Here is a 14,444-nt window from a genome sequence, read left to right as displayed (position 1 = left end):
GGTTGACCCCCTGCGCTATTTGTCCTTGGCGCCTTGGGACTTTGATTCGTTGTCAGCCTGCTTGGTGTCATGCTTAGGCGAATCGGCGTCCTTCTTGTCGGACTCGCGCGTGGCTGACTGCGTGTCGGGCTTGTCCGTGGTGGTCGAATCGGAGTCCTTGGCCTTCGGGTAATCCGCGTCGTCGTTGGCCTTGGGGGTTTCCTTCTCCGTCGACTTTGATTCCGTCGGGGCAGCCGTGGTCACATCCGATGAATCTTTCGCGGTGTCGACGCTGTCGGTCGAAGGGCTGACCGCGACCATCGCGGTCTTGCGGGACAGATCCGGGACGGCGGTCACGTCGGGGGTCGCGACTTTCGCGCTGAGCGTGGTTGCCGTTGCGGCCGGCTCAGCGGCCAACGCCGTCGCGATGGTCTGCTGTGCGGAGACAATGCCGTCGACGACATGCTGGCCACCTTCGACGAACGAACCGACGACCAGGGTGGTTCCGTTGACCAGCGCGCTCACGATGGCGCCGGGGCTGAACGACAGCACCGCATCCACCAGATCCTGGCCCGCGACGATGAAGGCTCGAGCAACGGTATCCAAACCGAGTCCCACCCCGCCGACGACGTCGATGAACGCCTGGGGGACGGCGACTTGCAACGCTTCTCGCACAGCCAGATAACGCTGGCGCCGTTCGATGATCGCTGCCAGGGTCGGCTCGCCTATCGCGACAATGCTTCCGACCAAATAGGTTTCGACCGTGGTGAGCGCGCCGAGCAGGTCGCCGGTGAGCACCTGTTGGGTGATCGTCACCAATGTCGATGGCAGCTGGGCTATGGATTGTCCCAATCCTGCTGCGGAGCCTGCGAATCCGATTCCGAGGGTGGCAATGTCGTCGATTCGATTCAGGACGAACTGTCGAAGCGCGGGGAACGTGAAGATGTCGGCGATCGAAGCCGAGAGTTGCACTGCCGGCAGGTGCACTTCGGGGACGTGCACTTGTGGCACGAGCGTTTGGGGTGGCGGCGCGATCGGCGTCACCGCGATGACGCTGGCGCCAACCAACACGACGCCGGTGGTAACCCACGGACGAATGGCTGCGTGCATGACGACCCCCGTTCACGGTTTTGCTGCCGAACCTACCGTGACAGAAGTGTCAATTAGTACTTAATGAGTCGAGTTGGTCAGGATTCGCCGTCACGCGAGCGCAACGGCATGCCGGCTTCCATGAAGTCCAACGCGCGATACATCCGCTCGGGTACTCCCGACGCGTGGTCGAGGACAGCCATCAAGCCGCCCGCCAGTGCGCCGACGAATACGCGGACCTCGAAGTCGTCGGGTTCGCGGCCGGTCCTGCGGCAGTCCGCCTCGGTGAGCGCCGTGACCGTTCGGCGGTACTCGTCGAACTGGGCGGACTTGAGTTCGGGGATGGACAGCACCATCCGTATCCTGGCCCGTTCGAAACGCCACTCGTCCTCCGAGAGCGTCGCCATGGTGATTTCGAGAGCGCGGCGAAATGCCTGCAACGACGGCATGTCTGGGGGTTGTTTCTCGAGCGCGTCAACGGTGACGAGGTCCAGATCGTTGGCCATCAGCACCATTTCCTTGGACGGGAAATAGCGGAAGAAGGTGCTGGGTGACACCTCGGCGGCTTCTGCGATCTGCTCGACGGTGGTGCTCGCGTAACCGTTTTCCTCGATCAGTCGCATGGCCTCGCGGCGAATCGTGTCGCGGGTCTTGATCTTCTTGCGGTCGCGCAAGCCCAGAATCTGATTAGTGACCCCCATTGGGCCATTGTGTCGATGTCAAAGTGTTAGGACAAGGCCAATGACGTTCCGAGTCCGATCATCATCGCCGCGATCAGGCCGTCGAGGATGCGCCATGTCATCGGTTTCGCGAACAGTCCGGCCAGTTGTCGGGCACCCAGGCCGAGGCTGACGAACCAGACTGCGCTGGCCGTTACCGCGCCAATACCGAACAGCCAGCGTTCGTCGCTGTGCTCGTTGGCCAGCGCCCCGAGGAGCACGACGGTGTCCAGGTAGACGTGGGGATTGAGGAAGGTCATCGCGGCGCAGGTGAGCAGCACATCGAGCAGTCGAGCAGGCGCGGCCTCCGAGGGACTGAGTGACGACGGACGCCATGCGCGGCGCGCGGCCAGCAGTCCGTAGCCGATGAGGAAGGCGGCCCCGCCGAACTTGGCGATGTTCAGGGCGCTCGGGTGGGCACTGATGAGTGCGCCGACGCCGGCGATGCCGGCCGAGATCAGCACGATGTCGGAGACGGTGCAGAGCGCGACGACGGGCAGCACGTGCTCGCGGCGGATGCCCTGGCGCAGCACGAAGGCGTTTTGCGCGCCGATGGCGGCGATCAGCGTGAAGGAGGCGATGAAGCCGACGATCAGGGGCGAGCTCATGGGTTCGACGGTAGGAGAGGTGGCTGAATCAGTACAGCTAAAGATTCTTCATCTGCATTAGAATGACTAATGTGGAGGTGGACGGTCAGCAGCTTGCGGCGTTTGCCGCGGTGATTGAGCTCGGCAGTTTCGATGCGGCGGCAGAACGGTTGCATGTGACGCCGTCGGCGGTGAGCCAGCGGATCAAGGCGCTCGAGCAGCGGGTGGGCCAGGTGCTGGTGGTTCGGGAAAAGCCGTGTACGGCAACGGCTGCCGGTGTTCCGCTGCTGCGCCTGGCTGCGCAGACCGCGTTGTTGGAGGCCGAGGCGCTGGCAGAGATGGGCGGTGGCAAGGGGGTGGCGGCGCGAATCGCGTTGGCGGTCAACGCTGATTCGATGTCGACGTGGTTCACCGGCGTGTTCACCGAGTTGGACGGCGTCGTGCTCGATATCCGCATCGAGGATCAGGACCACTCGACACGGTTGCTACGCGAAGGTGTGGTGATGGGGGCCGTGACCACCGAGCGCCATCCAGTCTCGGGTTGTCGGGTGCAGCCACTAGGGGTGATGCGATACGTGCCGATGGCCAGCCGCGAATACGTGAAGCGGTATCTACCGGATGGTTTCACCGCGCAAGCGGTGGCTGCGGCGCCGTCGTTGGCGTGGAATCGCGACGACGCCTTGCAGGATATGTTGGTGCGTAAGGTCTTTCGCCGTGACGTTGCCAGACCACAGCATTTCATCCCGACTGCGGAGGGCTTCGGTGCGGCAGTGCACACCGGTCTCGGTTGGGGGATGTTCCCCGACAGCCTGGCCGAACCCCGGCTGCGCGAAGGTTCCTTCGTGCGGGTGAGCGATGCGCACCTCGATGTGCCGCTGTACTGGCAGTGCTGGAAACTCGACAGCCCGATCGTTGAGCGGATCACCGACGCCGTCAGCGCGGCAGCATCGACCCTGCGCAAAGCGCGCTAACGAGTGCGACATGCGTCAGTTGTTCGACATGCGCGGGGGACTGTCGCCATGAGGTACTCGGTGGTCCGAGCCGAATTCTCGGGCTGCGGCCAGGCTCGCCAGCAAGGCGAGCTTGTCGGCCGACGGGGTGCCTTCTTGTGCGCTGAACGTAACAATCGACAGTCCGGGTTCACCGGGCAGTTCGAAGACGTCGTAGCTGAGCTCAAGCTCACCGACGTCGGGGTGTCTGTAAACCTTTCGGCCGGTGCGGTGCTCGTGAACGTCTAGTTCGGCCCAGTTGGTGCGGAACTGCGGACTTCGAGTGGAGAGCTCCCCGATCAGCACGGTGATGTCTTTGTTGAGCGGGTCGCGGCCGGCTTCGAACCGAAGCATCGCCGCGGTGAGCCGGCAGGCCAGCGGCCAGTCGGCGTAGAACTCCTTCGCGCGTGAATCGAGGAAGATGAACCGGGCCAGATTCGGTTTGCCGGTTTCGAAAATCGGGGCGAACATCGCCCTGCCCATGAGGTTGGAGGCGATGAGACCTTGCTGGGCGTTGGTGACGAACGCAGGGAGGTACATGTTGTCCAGCACCTGCTGTACCGAGGCCCGCACCGTTGCTGCCACGGGTCTGCGGCCGCGTGCGGCGCCAGGGGCGGTGGCGCCGCGGGCCAGGTCGAAAAGGTGCGCACGCTCGACGTCGTCGAGTTGCAGTGCGCGGGCGATCGCCTCGAGCACGCTCTCCGATGCTCCGTGGATGTTGCCGCGCTCAAGCCGGGTGTAATAGTCGACGCTGACGCCGGCCAGCACGGCGACTTCCGCGCGCCGCAGCCCCGGCACTCGCCGCTGACTGCCACCGCCGGGAAGTCCGGCCTGCTCGGGCGTGACGTTCGCGCGCCGCGAGATCAGAAATTCCCGCACCTCGTCTTTGCTGCTCATAACTTCCTACGGTATGCGTGTGGCGGCCTACGCGGCTTAGATGGTCAACAACACCTTGGTGGCGCGACGCTCGTCCATCGCTTTGTAACCTTCCGGGGCCTCGTCGAGGGGCACGGTGAGGTCAAAGACCTTGCCGGGGTTGATTTTGCGGTCCCAGATGAGCTGGATCAGGTCGGGCAGGAACCGACGCACCGGCGCCGGGCCGCCGTGCACATGGATGCCGGCGAAGAACAGATCGATGCCGGGGATCGAGACGTCGTAGTTCAAGCCGACGAAACCCAGGTGCCCCCCGGGACGCGTGGCGCCGATCGCCTGCATGGTTGACTCTTGAGTGCCGACGGCCTCGATCACACTGTGCGCGCCCAGCCCGTTTGTCAGCTTCTTGATCTTCGCAACGCCCTCGTCGCCGCGCTCCTCCACGATGTCCGTCGCGCCGTAGAAGCGGGCGAGCTCCTGGCGTTCGGGGTGGCGCGACATCGCGATAATTCGCTCGGCCCCAAGCTGTTTGGCGGCCAGGATGCCCATGAGTCCCACGGCGCCGTCACCGACGACAGCGACGGTCTTACCCGGACCCGCCTCGGCGGCAACAGCACCGAACCAGCCCGTGCCGAGCACGTCGGAGGCCGCGAGCAGTGACGGGATCAACTCCGCGTCCGGTTGCCCCGGCGTCGGGACAAGCGTGCCGTCCGCATACGGAATGCGGGCCTTATCGGATTGGGTGCCGATCGTCTGCGCCACGAATTCACCGTTCACACATTTGGATTGGTAGCCCGAACGGCAGATCTGGCAGGTGTTGTCGGAGATGACGAACGACCCGACGACGAAGTCACCGATCTTGACGTTTCTCACATCCGCGCCGATCTCCTCGACAACGCCGACGTACTCGTGCCCCATCACCTGGTGGTCAGCCGGTTCAACACCCCGGTAGGGCCACAGGTCCGACCCACAGATACATGTCGCGGTGAGCCGGACGATCGCGTCGGTCGGCTCGATGAGCTTCGGATCCTCGCGTTCCTCCACACGCACGTCGCCGGCGGTGTACATGACTACTCCACGCACTGGTGCGATCTCCTTCCTGTGCGGCTGATTTCAGCGTCGTCGCTCCTTTCAGCCATGAAACCCTTTTCCACGTGTTCCTGGGAGGCCGCGATAGGGCCCCCCTGCGTCGGGCAAGGGGGAGGCCCGCCTCTGAGAGTCGCTCCGGACTCGTCTGCTGTGATCTTGCACCTCCCGTTGATCACAGCAGTTTTTCGATGGTGATCGGTAGATCCCTGATGCGTTTTCCGGTGGCGTTGAAGACGGCGTTGGCGATGGCGGCCGGGATGCCGACCATGACCACCTCGCCGAGGCCTTTGACCCCGATCGGGCCGGCGATGGTGTCTTCAGCGGGCAGAAATGCGGCGTCGAGTGCGGGCACGTCGGCGTTGACGGGCACCAGATAATCGGACAGGTTGGCGTTGACGAGGCGTCCGTCGCGGTGGTCGATTTCGCTGTGCTCGAGAAGCGCCATTCCGATACCTTGGGTCATGCCGCCGATGGCTTGGCTGTGGGCCAGTTTGGGATTGATGATGCGCCCGGCGTCATAAAGCGCGTAGATGCGTCGGATTCGCACGGTGCCCAGTAGCGGGTCGACGGCGACCTCGGCGAACACCGCTCCGTAGGAATGCATCGAGTAGCGGGTCTTGGCATCGTCAGGGGTGTAGGTATTCGTCGCTTCGAGGTTGGTCCAGCCGCGGCGTCGCAACAGGTCTTGGTAGCTTTCGCCGCGCCCCGGATCGGTGCGCGCGTGCATGCGCCCGTCCGTGATTGCGATTTCCTCGGGTCGCAACCCGTTCAGAGGGGAACCGGGATCGACGACGGCAGTGCGAATGAACCGGTCCCGCAACATGGCGGCGGTCAGCGCCATGCTGTTGCCGACACTGAGCATGGTTTGCGAGCCGTACTGGGTGGCGGCCTTCGGGAAGCGGCTGTCGCCCAAGGAAAAACGCACTCTGTTCAGCGGCAGGCCGAGACCATCGGCGACCATTTGAGTCATCGATGTGTAGGTGCCCGGGCCGATATCGCTGGCGGCGGCGAACACCTCCGCGGTGCCGTCGGCGTTGATCCGCGCCGAGGCCGACGATTCCGATCGCACGACGTGGTAGATCGCCCCGGCGGTACCCATGCCGATGAGGAGGTCTCCCTCGCGGGTGACTCCGGGTGTGGGGTTGCGCCGCGACCAGCCGAAGGTGTCGGCGCCCCGGCGGAAACAGTCGGTGAGCCGTCGAGTGGAAAACGGAGTGCCGGTGCTGTCGTCGCGGTCGGGTTCGTTGCGCAGCCGAATCTCGATGGGATCCATGCCGATTTGATGGGCGAGTTCGTCGATGGCACTTTCCAAGGCGAACGCGCCAGTCACCGCGCCGGGTCCGCGCATGTAGGTGGGGGAGCTGATGTCGAGCGGGACGATGCGCGCCGAAGCGCGGAACGCCGGGGAGCGATACAGCAGTCGCGTGCCCTCGGTGATCGGGTCTTCGAAGCCGGGGTAGCGCGAGATCTCCACCCGGCTTTCATGGATGGTGGCGGTGAAGCGGCCGGTCGGGTCGGCGGCGATTGCCAGCCGTTGCCGGCTGGCGGGCCGGTAGCCGATCGCGGCATACATCTGGGGCCGGGTGAGGGAAAGCTTGACCGCGCGGCGCATCTGGCGGGCGGCGAACGCGGCGAGCAATTGGTGGGGCCAGGTTTCTCCGGCGCTGCCGAATGCGCCGCCGACGAACGGCGAGATGACGCGGACGGAGTCCACGGGGATGCCGAACGCCTTGCTGTAGGCCTCCTGTGCGAGGTTGACGCCTTGCACCTTGTCCCACACCGTCAACCGGTCGCCGTCCCACTGCGCGATCGTCGCCGGGATTTCCATTGGATTGTGATAGTTGCGAGCAATCGAGTAGGTGGCGTCCACTTTGACCGCAGCGGTACGCAATACAGCCTCGGCGTCGCCCCTGGAGTAGTCGGGGCCGATGGTGCTGGGTTCCTGTTTGGCCCCGGCACCGTCCAAGTCGGTGAGCGGTGACTCGGTGCGATAGCGCACCTGCACGACATTTGCCGCGTGAATCGCGGCGTCCAGGGTGTCGGCAATGGCGATCGCGACGGGCTGGCCGAAGAACGAAACACGCCGGATATCGAAGGGCAGTGTGACGCCGGCGAAGTCGGTCAATACCCGAAGCGCGCCGGGGTGATCCAGCGCGGCCTTGGTGTCGATTCCCTCGATGGTCCCGCGAGAGACGATGCTGCAGACCAGTACGGCGTGAACGAGATCGGCTACCGGGTTGTCGGCGGCATAGCGGGCGGTGCCGGTGACCTTGAGGCGACCGTCGACGCGGGTGACGGGCTGGCCGGCCGACGGCGTGGCGGCAGTAAGTGGCCGCGTCATGGCAGGCCCGCTACGGTCGCGAGCTGACGCGCCACGGTGTTCTCGAGCAATTGTAGTTTGAACCCGTTCTCCGACAGGGGTTTTGCCCCGTCGGCGGCAACCGAGGCCGCGTCGGTCCACAGCTCAGCACTGACGGGACGCCCGATCAAGCGATGCTCGACATTGGTCAACCGCCACGGCACCGTACCCACGCCGCCGACGGCGACGCGGGCTGTGCGCACGACCCCGCCGGACACTTCGAGGGCGACCGCCGCTGAGCACAGGGCGAATTCGTAGGACTGTCGGTCGCGCACCTTGAGGTAGCCGGAGCGGCGGGTGTAGGGCCGCACGGGGACTTCCACGGCGGTGATGAGCTGTCCGGGACGCAGATTGTGCTCCTGATCCGGCGTATTGCCGGGCTGGCGAAAGAAATCGCCGATCCGGATCGGGTGCTCGCCGTCGCTGTCCTTGACGTACACCGTCGCGTCAAGCGCGGTGAGCGCGACCGCGAGGTCGGAAGGGTGAGTTGCCACGCACTGATCACTGGTACCAAAGATGGCGTGGGTGCGGTTGCGGCCATCGATCGCGCCGCATCCCGTACCCGGAGTGCGACGGTTACAGGAGGCCGAGACGTCGCGGAAATACAAGCAACGGGGCCGCTGCATCAGGTTGCCGCCTATCGAGGCCATGTTGCGTAGCTGAGCCGAAGCGCTGAGCTCGAGGGCTTGCGTGACGACGGGAAACTGTTGGCGTACATCGTGATTGGCCGCAAGATCGGACATGCGCACCAGCGCGCCTATTCGCAGTCGTGCCGGGTTGATATCGATATCGCGATGTGGCAGGCCGTTGATGTCAATCACACGCCCTGGCCGTTCGACGTTCTGGCGCATCAGATCCACCAAGGTGGTACCACCTGCGAGGTAGCGGGCACCGGCGGCACCGGCCTCCAGCGCTGCGGATTCATCAGCGGCCCTATTGAATTCAAATGTGTGCATCGTCTACGCACCGCCTTGCTGGGCGACACGGGATATGGCCGTGACTATGTTGGTGTAGGCACCGCAACGGCAGATATTGCCGCTCATCCACTCGCGAATCTCCTCCGGTGACCCGGTGTGGCCCTCGCGGATGCAACCGATCCCGGAGATGATTTGTCCGGCGGTGCAATACCCGCACTGAAATCCGTCCTCGTCGATGAACGCCTGTTGCAGCGGATGCAATCTGCCGCCCTGCTCCAGCCCCTCGATGGTGGTGATCTCTGCGCCGTCCGCCTGCACCGCCAGGGTCAGACAGGACACCACGCGTTGGCCGTTGACCATGACGGTGCACGCACCACAGGCGCCTTGGTCGCAGCCCTTCTTGGTGCCAGTAAGACCCACCTGCTCGCGCAGCATGTCCAGAACGGAAGTGCGGTTGTCGACAGTGACCTCCCGGTCTTCGCCGTTGATCCGCAATCGCACCACGGTCGAGGTCTTCGCCTCGTCGGCGCCGTCGTCGCTACATCCCTCGAGCAGGCCGAACGCGGCGACCGCACCGCCAAGCGCAACCGAAGCCCCGACAAACGTGCGGCGCTTCATCCGCAACGATTCGGTGTCCGAGCGCGGCGCGTCGATGTCATCGCTCATGTTGCTTCCTCCGGTCGTGGGGTCTCGGCGGCGGGTGAAGCACAGCGGGTCACGACCTCGTCAGCGATCAGTGCCTGCGACTCGGCGTGCCGGGCAAACCCGGGCTGTAGGTGGAATGGCACGCACCGTGGTTCCACACGTAATCATCAAATCCTGCGATGAGGGAGGCCCTGCTGAGACGTGTATTGCCAGTACCCCCCATGGCAATCGATTCCGTTGCCTAGCACCGGTATGTTCACCGAACGTCACCCGATCTCAGGACATGTTGGTGCGCAAGATATTTCGCCGTCCTGGATGGCCCGCTCGTCGAGAAAGTCACCGCCGCAGTGCTGCCCACTGGCAGGTCGTTAGGGCCTCACCGCGGCGAGGGTCAGAGCTTCGCCAGCATCTGCTGAGCGATGGCTTTTTCGGCATCGTCGCGCTTGGCCTCGAAGTCATCCGAGGTACCAGGCGAGAAGGGCCCATCTGACAGCGATATCTTCAGGCCGGCCGGGCCCTTTTTGACGTACAGCTCGTCGCCGGAAAAGACGGCCTCATCACCGAGACCCTGCACCGGTCGCAGGTCGGGCCCAGACGGTTTCGTCGACGGCCAGTCGCTGATCTCAACGCTGCCGAATCCTTGCGAACTCTTGTACATGCAGATTCCGGACGTGTTCTGCGTGACGTGTGTGTCGGGCCCGAGGACCGGCTTGGCAATGTCGATGGTGAACAGCTTGCAGGCCGCCGGCGTGCCGAGCGCGCTCCTCGCGAGGGGCTGCGTCGTGCTCTGGCCCGCTGAGCTCTCGTGATCGACAGTGCCCTGAACGAACCCCATGACCGGGTTTTTGACGATTGGCCAGAGCACCAGCAGCGGCACCACCAATATCCAGACCAGATAGCGGCCCCGTTGCCACGGCCTGCGTCCGAACTGGGGTGCGTCTTGGTAGCCGGGTGTAGGCGATGGAAATGAGGAGGGCCAACTGCCGAACTGGCCGCCGGTGGGGCTCACCGACGGTGGTGGCGGAAATGGCTGCGGCCCCTGGCCGAGGCCCGGATAGCCCTGCGGCTGCGAAGAAAAGCCGGGTTGGGGCTGGGCGGCCTGCGGCCAACTGGACTGCGGTTGGGGCATCGGCGGCGGCTCGACGCCTTGCGAGTCGGACAGCCGGCGCTCCAGCTCGGAGATTCGCTTCTCGGGGTCGTCCTCGTCCACCAGCAAATGATTCCACGGTCCGCAGCGCGTGTCGACGGTATCGATCGATTTGGTTGGCATGGTCCTGCGAGTGATTGCCAACGGCATGCCTGCGCAACAGCCAGGTGGCAAGAGGATTCATCGCTTGGGGACTCGGCGGGATCCTCGGCTCCGCCATCTTTTCGATGTTCGACGACAACTAGCGCTTGAATTCGCCTCAGCCAACGGGTGATTCGGTGCGCGACGGCTAGCCGGCTGCGTCGTGCAGAAGCCTCAGTACCGCATCGTCGAGGGACTCGGCTACGGCGGATGCCTCCGCGCTACCGTAAGGCGCGATCGCGCTGGCGACGCGGTCGTAAGACAGCGTGACACCGTGCGCACGTTCTGCGATCAGAATGGTCACCGGCGCGTATGAACCGGCATCGGGCGTCGTCACGGTCATCGTGCTCATGGTGACCGGGTTACCGGCGATGATCCGCAGCAGTCGATAGCCACGATCGGGATAGCGAAGGGTCACGACCTCACCGTGGTCGAGGCTGAGGAACTCGATCAGACCACTGGAACCGGTGAGTGGTTGCACCGCGGCATCGAAGGATTCGCGGTCGGCTGCGCTGCGCCAATCCGCCACGGTCGCAGCAAAATTGCCGACCCGCCCAAGACCCGCGTAGACGGCGGCTACCACGTCATCGAACGAACAATCACTTGTTACGGTGACGCGGCTGATCGTCACCGTTGTCTCTGTCGTCTCACTCATGACCGGTCACCCTACGTGTCGATGGTAAGCCGGAACGGCATCTCGACAGTGAGCCAGAGGTTGACTCCGCAGCCACCGCTGGGCCCGATGGTGCGGTCGAAGCCGACGAAGGTTTCGGGGTCATCTGCGGTGCGCCAGAAGCGGAAAGACTGGTCGCCCGGCGTGGTGCTGCCGTCTGGACACGGCTGCCAATCGTCGACCCGACGGCTGGTGTACCACTGACCAGCACGGCACTGAAGATCTTCGGTCCAGCCCTGCTGGCTGATGACTTTGCCTTCACAGTGCATCACGTCGTCGCAGTCAGACGTCACGGTCCACGTCGTTACGACCGAAACCTCGTCGTGGTAGACCTCGCGGGTCTTCGCCCATTGCCCGTCAGACGTGGCGGTGTAGGTGCCGTTGATGGGCCGGTCGCACGACGCAGCGTGGCCGACTCCGGCCGTGGCGAGGCCGAACGTCGCGGCGGCTGCCAAAGCTGTCAGCGCTGCTACGCGGGGCAGAAACATGGGTTTCTCCTCGAGTCCGTCGAGATCATGGCCGGCGATTCTCATTCCGGAAGGAGGATGTCCTCCCAGGTATGCGGGTGCGCTGTAGCGACAAGGTCGCGCTGCTCGCACACCCGACCGTCGGGCGCCATGTACTTGCCGGTGCCGGGGTCGTACCGAGCGAACGCCACCGGTGCGTCGCGATCGGCTCCGCTGCGCCCGGAATAACCCTGCGGCGCAGCAACAGGAGGATCCGGCGGGACGGTCTCTTGCGACGGCAGCGGTGTGCCTTCCGTCGGTGCGTGGAGGCGGTCGTTGGCGTCCACCCGCGAATCCGGTGGAACACCTTGGCTGATCAAGTTGGGATCGAGCGGATACGGGCCTAGCGCGTGCTCTCGTTGAGCCAACGGCTCGAACGGTGTGTCGCTGTCGCATTCTTCGACCGTCGGCGCGCGCTTGCCGGGATGTCCCATACAGGGGTAGTTGCGAGCGCCCCGTACAGCTATCGGCGAGTCCTGTGGCAGTTTGCAATACAAGCCGTCGGGGGTTTCGGTGGGGCTGGTGTCGGCAGGTGACCTCCACTGGTTTGGAGGCAGGTACCCGACGGTGCACGGTGGCGGATCTCCCTGCGTGAGCCGGAAGTCGCCGAGGCCCTGGCCGACGTAATTGTTGTGTGGGCCAGCACCAATGAACATCGCGGTCAGTGGCGGCAGCAGCACCAGTAGCTGTTCGAGGGACGCATGATAAGTCACCCCAACCTGCCCGACCGAGGTGAGATTCGCCAGCAGAACGGGCAATGTCGGCTTGATTTGATCGAAAAGCCGAGTCACCTCACCGAATGAGGCCGCACCGCGCTGCAGCAGTCCACGAATGTCGGGGTCGTTCGTGGTGAGCTGCGACGTGACACCGGCAAGGCTGTGCGTCCATAAGCGGATCGCATCTGATGTCTGCACTTGCGAATCCAGCAGCGGCTCACTGTCTTCGACAAGCTGACGGGTCTGCTCAGCGGACGAACTGAGATCACCGACGACGCGCGAGGAGGAATCGATGAGTGATCCGAGGTCGTAGCCGCCGCCGCCGAGGCCTTGCGAGGACTGGTCGAGAAGCTGAGCCAGCGAGTCCTTCGGAACGCTGCCGAGAAGCGCGCTGACCTGATCGAGCATCGGGCCGACCTGTTGCGGAATGATGGTGTCCCGCACAGGAATCACCGAACCGTCCGCCAGGTAGGGCCCGGAGTCCGTGCGCGGACGCAACTCGACATACTGCTCGCCGATCGCCGAGACGCTGCGGACCTGTGCTTGCAGGTCTGCAGGTATGTGTGGCGTGCTGTCCAGTGAGAGGGTCGCTGTGGCGCCCTGGGCAGTGGGTACGATCCCGACGACCTTGCCGACCTGGCTGCCTCGATAGGTGACGTTGCTGAAACGGTACAAACCGCCGGCACTGGGCAGGTTCAAGGTCACCGTGATCCGTCCGATGCCCAACAGCGTCGGCACCTGCAGGTAGACAGTGGCCATCACCACGATGCCGATCACCGACAGTGTCGTGAAGATGATCAGCTGAGTGCGCACGAACCGGGTGAGCATCAGCAGCCCTCCATCGGCCCCGTCGCCCCAGGAGCGGGTCGGGGCGTCCCTGGCGGAAGCGGCGGAGGAGGCCCCGCGCCTTCGGGCATGGCCGTGGGATTCGGTGGCGGGCTGGCACCGACACCCAGCGGATTGTCGGTGTAGTAAGCGTTGTAGCCCGGATCGCCGGGGGCCGGCACAAGCGTCAATCCCTCTTGCCCCCAACGGGTTCCGAGGAACAGCCCGCTCTTGAGACGGTTGACCGTCAGATCAAGGGTGGCGAACAAATTGATGTAGTCCCCGCGTACGGCGCGGTCGACGAAGTCCTGCGTGAGCGGGTAGCTGGACGCAAGCGCCAGCCCTCTGTCAAGATCCGGCCCGACGTTGGCCAGGCTGCAAATCGTGGGTTCGAGGTTGTGCAGGTTGGTGAGAAGGTCGGCTTGAGTGGCGTTGACCACCTGAGTCGCGGTGTCGGCGAAAACTCCAAGTCCACTCAAAGCGCTGATGAATGTGGGTTGCTGTTGGATGAGAACGTCCAGTGCGCCGGGGATGGTGTGCAGCGCCCGCGTCAGCACCTCACGTTGGGCGCCGAAGGTTCCCGTGAGGCGATCGAGCGCACGCATGGCCTCGATCAGGTCGTCGCGCTGCGCATCGAAGGTGCCGACAAGTCGGTTCAACCGTTGCAGGAGGTCGCGGAGCTGAGGTTCGTGTCCGGACAACGCCGAATTCAAGTTGTGGACGATGTCGCCGATCTGACCGAGACCACCGGAATTGACCAATGCCGACACCGAAGCCAGCGTCTGTTCGGTAGAGGGATAGGTCGAGGATTGCTTCAGCGCCAGCGTCGTACCGGCCGGCAGGCTCCCTGTGGGGCGCTCTCCGAGCGGCGGATCCAAGGCCAGGTGACTGGACCCGAGCAGACTCGTTTGACCGATGGTCGCTATCGCGTTGGCGGCTACCGAAACGTCGGGGCGCACCGACACCTGAACATCAGCGTGGCCGGCTTTGACTCCCATTTTGGCGACGCTGCCCACCACGACGTCGTCGATCATCACCGGTGAATTGGGTTCAAGCGTACCCACATTGGCGATCTCGATGTGGTAGATGTGTGCATCCGGTCCGCGTCCGACAGCGCCGGGCAGCGGCAAAGAGTTGACTCCCTGAAACGCGCAGCCGGCGGTTGCGGTCAGCATGACAGCGCAGCCGAC

At 64.3% G+C, this 14,444-nt stretch carries 14 protein-coding genes; 1 reads left to right on the top strand and 13 read right to left on the bottom strand.

Going from position 1 to position 14,444, the window contains the following annotated elements:
- Positions 1 to 15 precede the first annotated feature (15 nt).
- The 3 genes from GGC64_RS28315 to lysE form a co-directional block, all read right to left on the bottom strand.
- A complete protein-coding gene (locus tag GGC64_RS28315) occupies positions 16 to 1,089 on the bottom strand; it encodes a hypothetical protein (RefSeq protein ID WP_192725860.1) in 1,074 nt (357 codons plus the stop codon).
- Positions 1,090 to 1,166: 77 nt separating this feature from the next.
- Entirely contained in the window at positions 1,167 to 1,769 is a 603-nt protein-coding gene (locus GGC64_RS28310) for a TetR family transcriptional regulator (protein WP_192725859.1), read from the bottom strand.
- Positions 1,770 to 1,795: 26 nt separating this feature from the next.
- Complete coding sequence (gene lysE, locus GGC64_RS28305) at positions 1,796 to 2,395, bottom strand: L-lysine exporter (RefSeq protein WP_192725858.1); 600 nt, start codon at positions 2,393 to 2,395, stop codon at positions 1,796 to 1,798.
- A gap of 62 nt (positions 2,396 to 2,457) precedes the next feature.
- On the opposite strand from lysE, the gene GGC64_RS28300 reads away from it, so the two are divergent.
- Positions 2,458 to 3,345 carry a LysR family transcriptional regulator ArgP gene (locus GGC64_RS28300; RefSeq protein ID WP_192725857.1) on the top strand — a complete coding sequence of 296 codons (888 nt, stop codon included), beginning with the start codon at positions 2,458 to 2,460 and terminating at the stop codon, positions 3,343 to 3,345.
- 15 nt (positions 3,346 to 3,360) lie between these two features.
- On the opposite strand, the gene GGC64_RS28295 is transcribed toward GGC64_RS28300, so the two are convergent.
- The 10 genes from GGC64_RS28295 to GGC64_RS28250 all read right to left on the bottom strand — a co-directional run bounded on the left by GGC64_RS28295 (position 3,361) and on the right by GGC64_RS28250 (position 14,429).
- Entirely contained in the window at positions 3,361 to 4,260 is a 900-nt protein-coding gene (locus GGC64_RS28295) for a helix-turn-helix transcriptional regulator (protein ID WP_192725856.1), read from the bottom strand.
- Between the two features lie 36 nt (positions 4,261 to 4,296).
- Positions 4,297 to 5,319 (bottom strand): zinc-dependent alcohol dehydrogenase family protein, encoded by a 1,023-nt coding sequence (locus GGC64_RS28290; protein ID WP_210083559.1) that lies wholly within the window; start codon positions 5,317 to 5,319, stop codon positions 4,297 to 4,299.
- Between the two features lie 178 nt (positions 5,320 to 5,497).
- On the bottom strand, positions 5,498 to 7,666 hold the full coding sequence (locus GGC64_RS28285) for a xanthine dehydrogenase family protein molybdopterin-binding subunit (RefSeq protein ID WP_192725854.1): 2,169 nt from the start codon (positions 7,664 to 7,666) through the stop codon (positions 5,498 to 5,500).
- On the bottom strand, positions 7,663 to 8,640 hold the full coding sequence (locus tag GGC64_RS28280) for a xanthine dehydrogenase family protein subunit M (protein WP_192725853.1): 978 nt from the start codon (positions 8,638 to 8,640) through the stop codon (positions 7,663 to 7,665). The genes GGC64_RS28285 and GGC64_RS28280 overlap by 4 nt, the downstream gene beginning before the upstream one ends.
- 3 nt (positions 8,641 to 8,643) lie before the next feature.
- A complete protein-coding gene (locus GGC64_RS28275; protein WP_225952489.1) occupies positions 8,644 to 9,267 on the bottom strand; it encodes a (2Fe-2S)-binding protein in 624 nt (207 codons plus the stop codon).
- A 370-nt stretch (positions 9,268 to 9,637) separates the two neighbouring features.
- Positions 9,638 to 10,516 carry a hypothetical protein gene (locus GGC64_RS28270; RefSeq protein WP_192725852.1) on the bottom strand — a complete coding sequence of 293 codons (879 nt, stop codon included), beginning with the start codon at positions 10,514 to 10,516 and terminating at the stop codon, positions 9,638 to 9,640.
- A gap of 166 nt (positions 10,517 to 10,682) precedes the next feature.
- A complete protein-coding gene (locus GGC64_RS28265; RefSeq protein WP_192725851.1) occupies positions 10,683 to 11,189 on the bottom strand; it encodes a DUF302 domain-containing protein in 507 nt (168 codons plus the stop codon).
- An 11-nt stretch (positions 11,190 to 11,200) separates the two neighbouring features.
- Positions 11,201 to 11,740 carry a hypothetical protein gene (locus GGC64_RS28260; RefSeq protein ID WP_192725850.1) on the bottom strand — a complete coding sequence of 180 codons (540 nt, stop codon included), beginning with the start codon at positions 11,738 to 11,740 and terminating at the stop codon, positions 11,201 to 11,203.
- A complete protein-coding gene (locus GGC64_RS28255; protein ID WP_192725849.1) occupies positions 11,737 to 13,257 on the bottom strand; it encodes an MCE family protein in 1,521 nt (506 codons plus the stop codon). The genes GGC64_RS28260 and GGC64_RS28255 overlap by 4 nt, the downstream gene beginning before the upstream one ends.
- A complete protein-coding gene (locus GGC64_RS28250; RefSeq protein ID WP_225952488.1) occupies positions 13,257 to 14,429 on the bottom strand; it encodes an MCE family protein in 1,173 nt (390 codons plus the stop codon). The genes GGC64_RS28255 and GGC64_RS28250 overlap by 1 nt, the downstream gene beginning before the upstream one ends.
- Positions 14,430 to 14,444: the final 15 nt, after the last annotated feature.

Origin of the sequence: Mycobacterium sp. OAS707, assembly GCF_014873705.1 — a bacterium.
GTDB lineage: Bacteria > Actinomycetota > Actinomycetes > Mycobacteriales > Mycobacteriaceae > Mycobacterium.
The sequence above is the reverse complement of the archived record's forward strand: the minus strand, read 5'-3'. Positions and strand labels throughout refer to the sequence as shown.

Coding starts and splice junctions, on each gene's coding strand:
- GGC64_RS28315 (WP_192725860.1), bottom strand. CDS start 1,089: ATGCACGCAGCCATTCGTCCGTGGGTTACCACCGGCGTCGTGTTGGTT.
- GGC64_RS28310 (WP_192725859.1), bottom strand. CDS start 1,769: ATGGGGGTCACTAATCAGATTCTGGGCTTGCGCGACCGCAAGAAGATC.
- lysE (WP_192725858.1), bottom strand. CDS start 2,395: ATGAGCTCGCCCCTGATCGTCGGCTTCATCGCCTCCTTCACGCTGATC.
- GGC64_RS28300 (WP_192725857.1), top strand. CDS start 2,458: ATGACTAATGTGGAGGTGGACGGTCAGCAGCTTGCGGCGTTTGCCGCG.
- GGC64_RS28295 (WP_192725856.1), bottom strand. CDS start 4,260: ATGAGCAGCAAAGACGAGGTGCGGGAATTTCTGATCTCGCGGCGCGCG.
- GGC64_RS28285 (WP_192725854.1), bottom strand. CDS start 7,666: ATGACGCGGCCACTTACTGCCGCCACGCCGTCGGCCGGCCAGCCCGTC.
- GGC64_RS28280 (WP_192725853.1), bottom strand. CDS start 8,640: ATGCACACATTTGAATTCAATAGGGCCGCTGATGAATCCGCAGCGCTG.
- GGC64_RS28275 (WP_225952489.1), bottom strand. CDS start 9,267: ATGAGCGATGACATCGACGCGCCGCGCTCGGACACCGAATCGTTGCGG.
- GGC64_RS28270 (WP_192725852.1), bottom strand. CDS start 10,516: ATGCCAACCAAATCGATCGATACCGTCGACACGCGCTGCGGACCGTGG.
- GGC64_RS28265 (WP_192725851.1), bottom strand. CDS start 11,189: ATGAGTGAGACGACAGAGACAACGGTGACGATCAGCCGCGTCACCGTA.
- GGC64_RS28260 (WP_192725850.1), bottom strand. CDS start 11,740: ATGAGAATCGCCGGCCATGATCTCGACGGACTCGAGGAGAAACCCATG.
- GGC64_RS28255 (WP_192725849.1), bottom strand. CDS start 13,257: ATGCTCACCCGGTTCGTGCGCACTCAGCTGATCATCTTCACGACACTG.
- GGC64_RS28250 (WP_225952488.1), bottom strand. CDS start 14,429: ATGCTGACCGCAACCGCCGGCTGCGCGTTTCAGGGAGTCAACTCTTTG.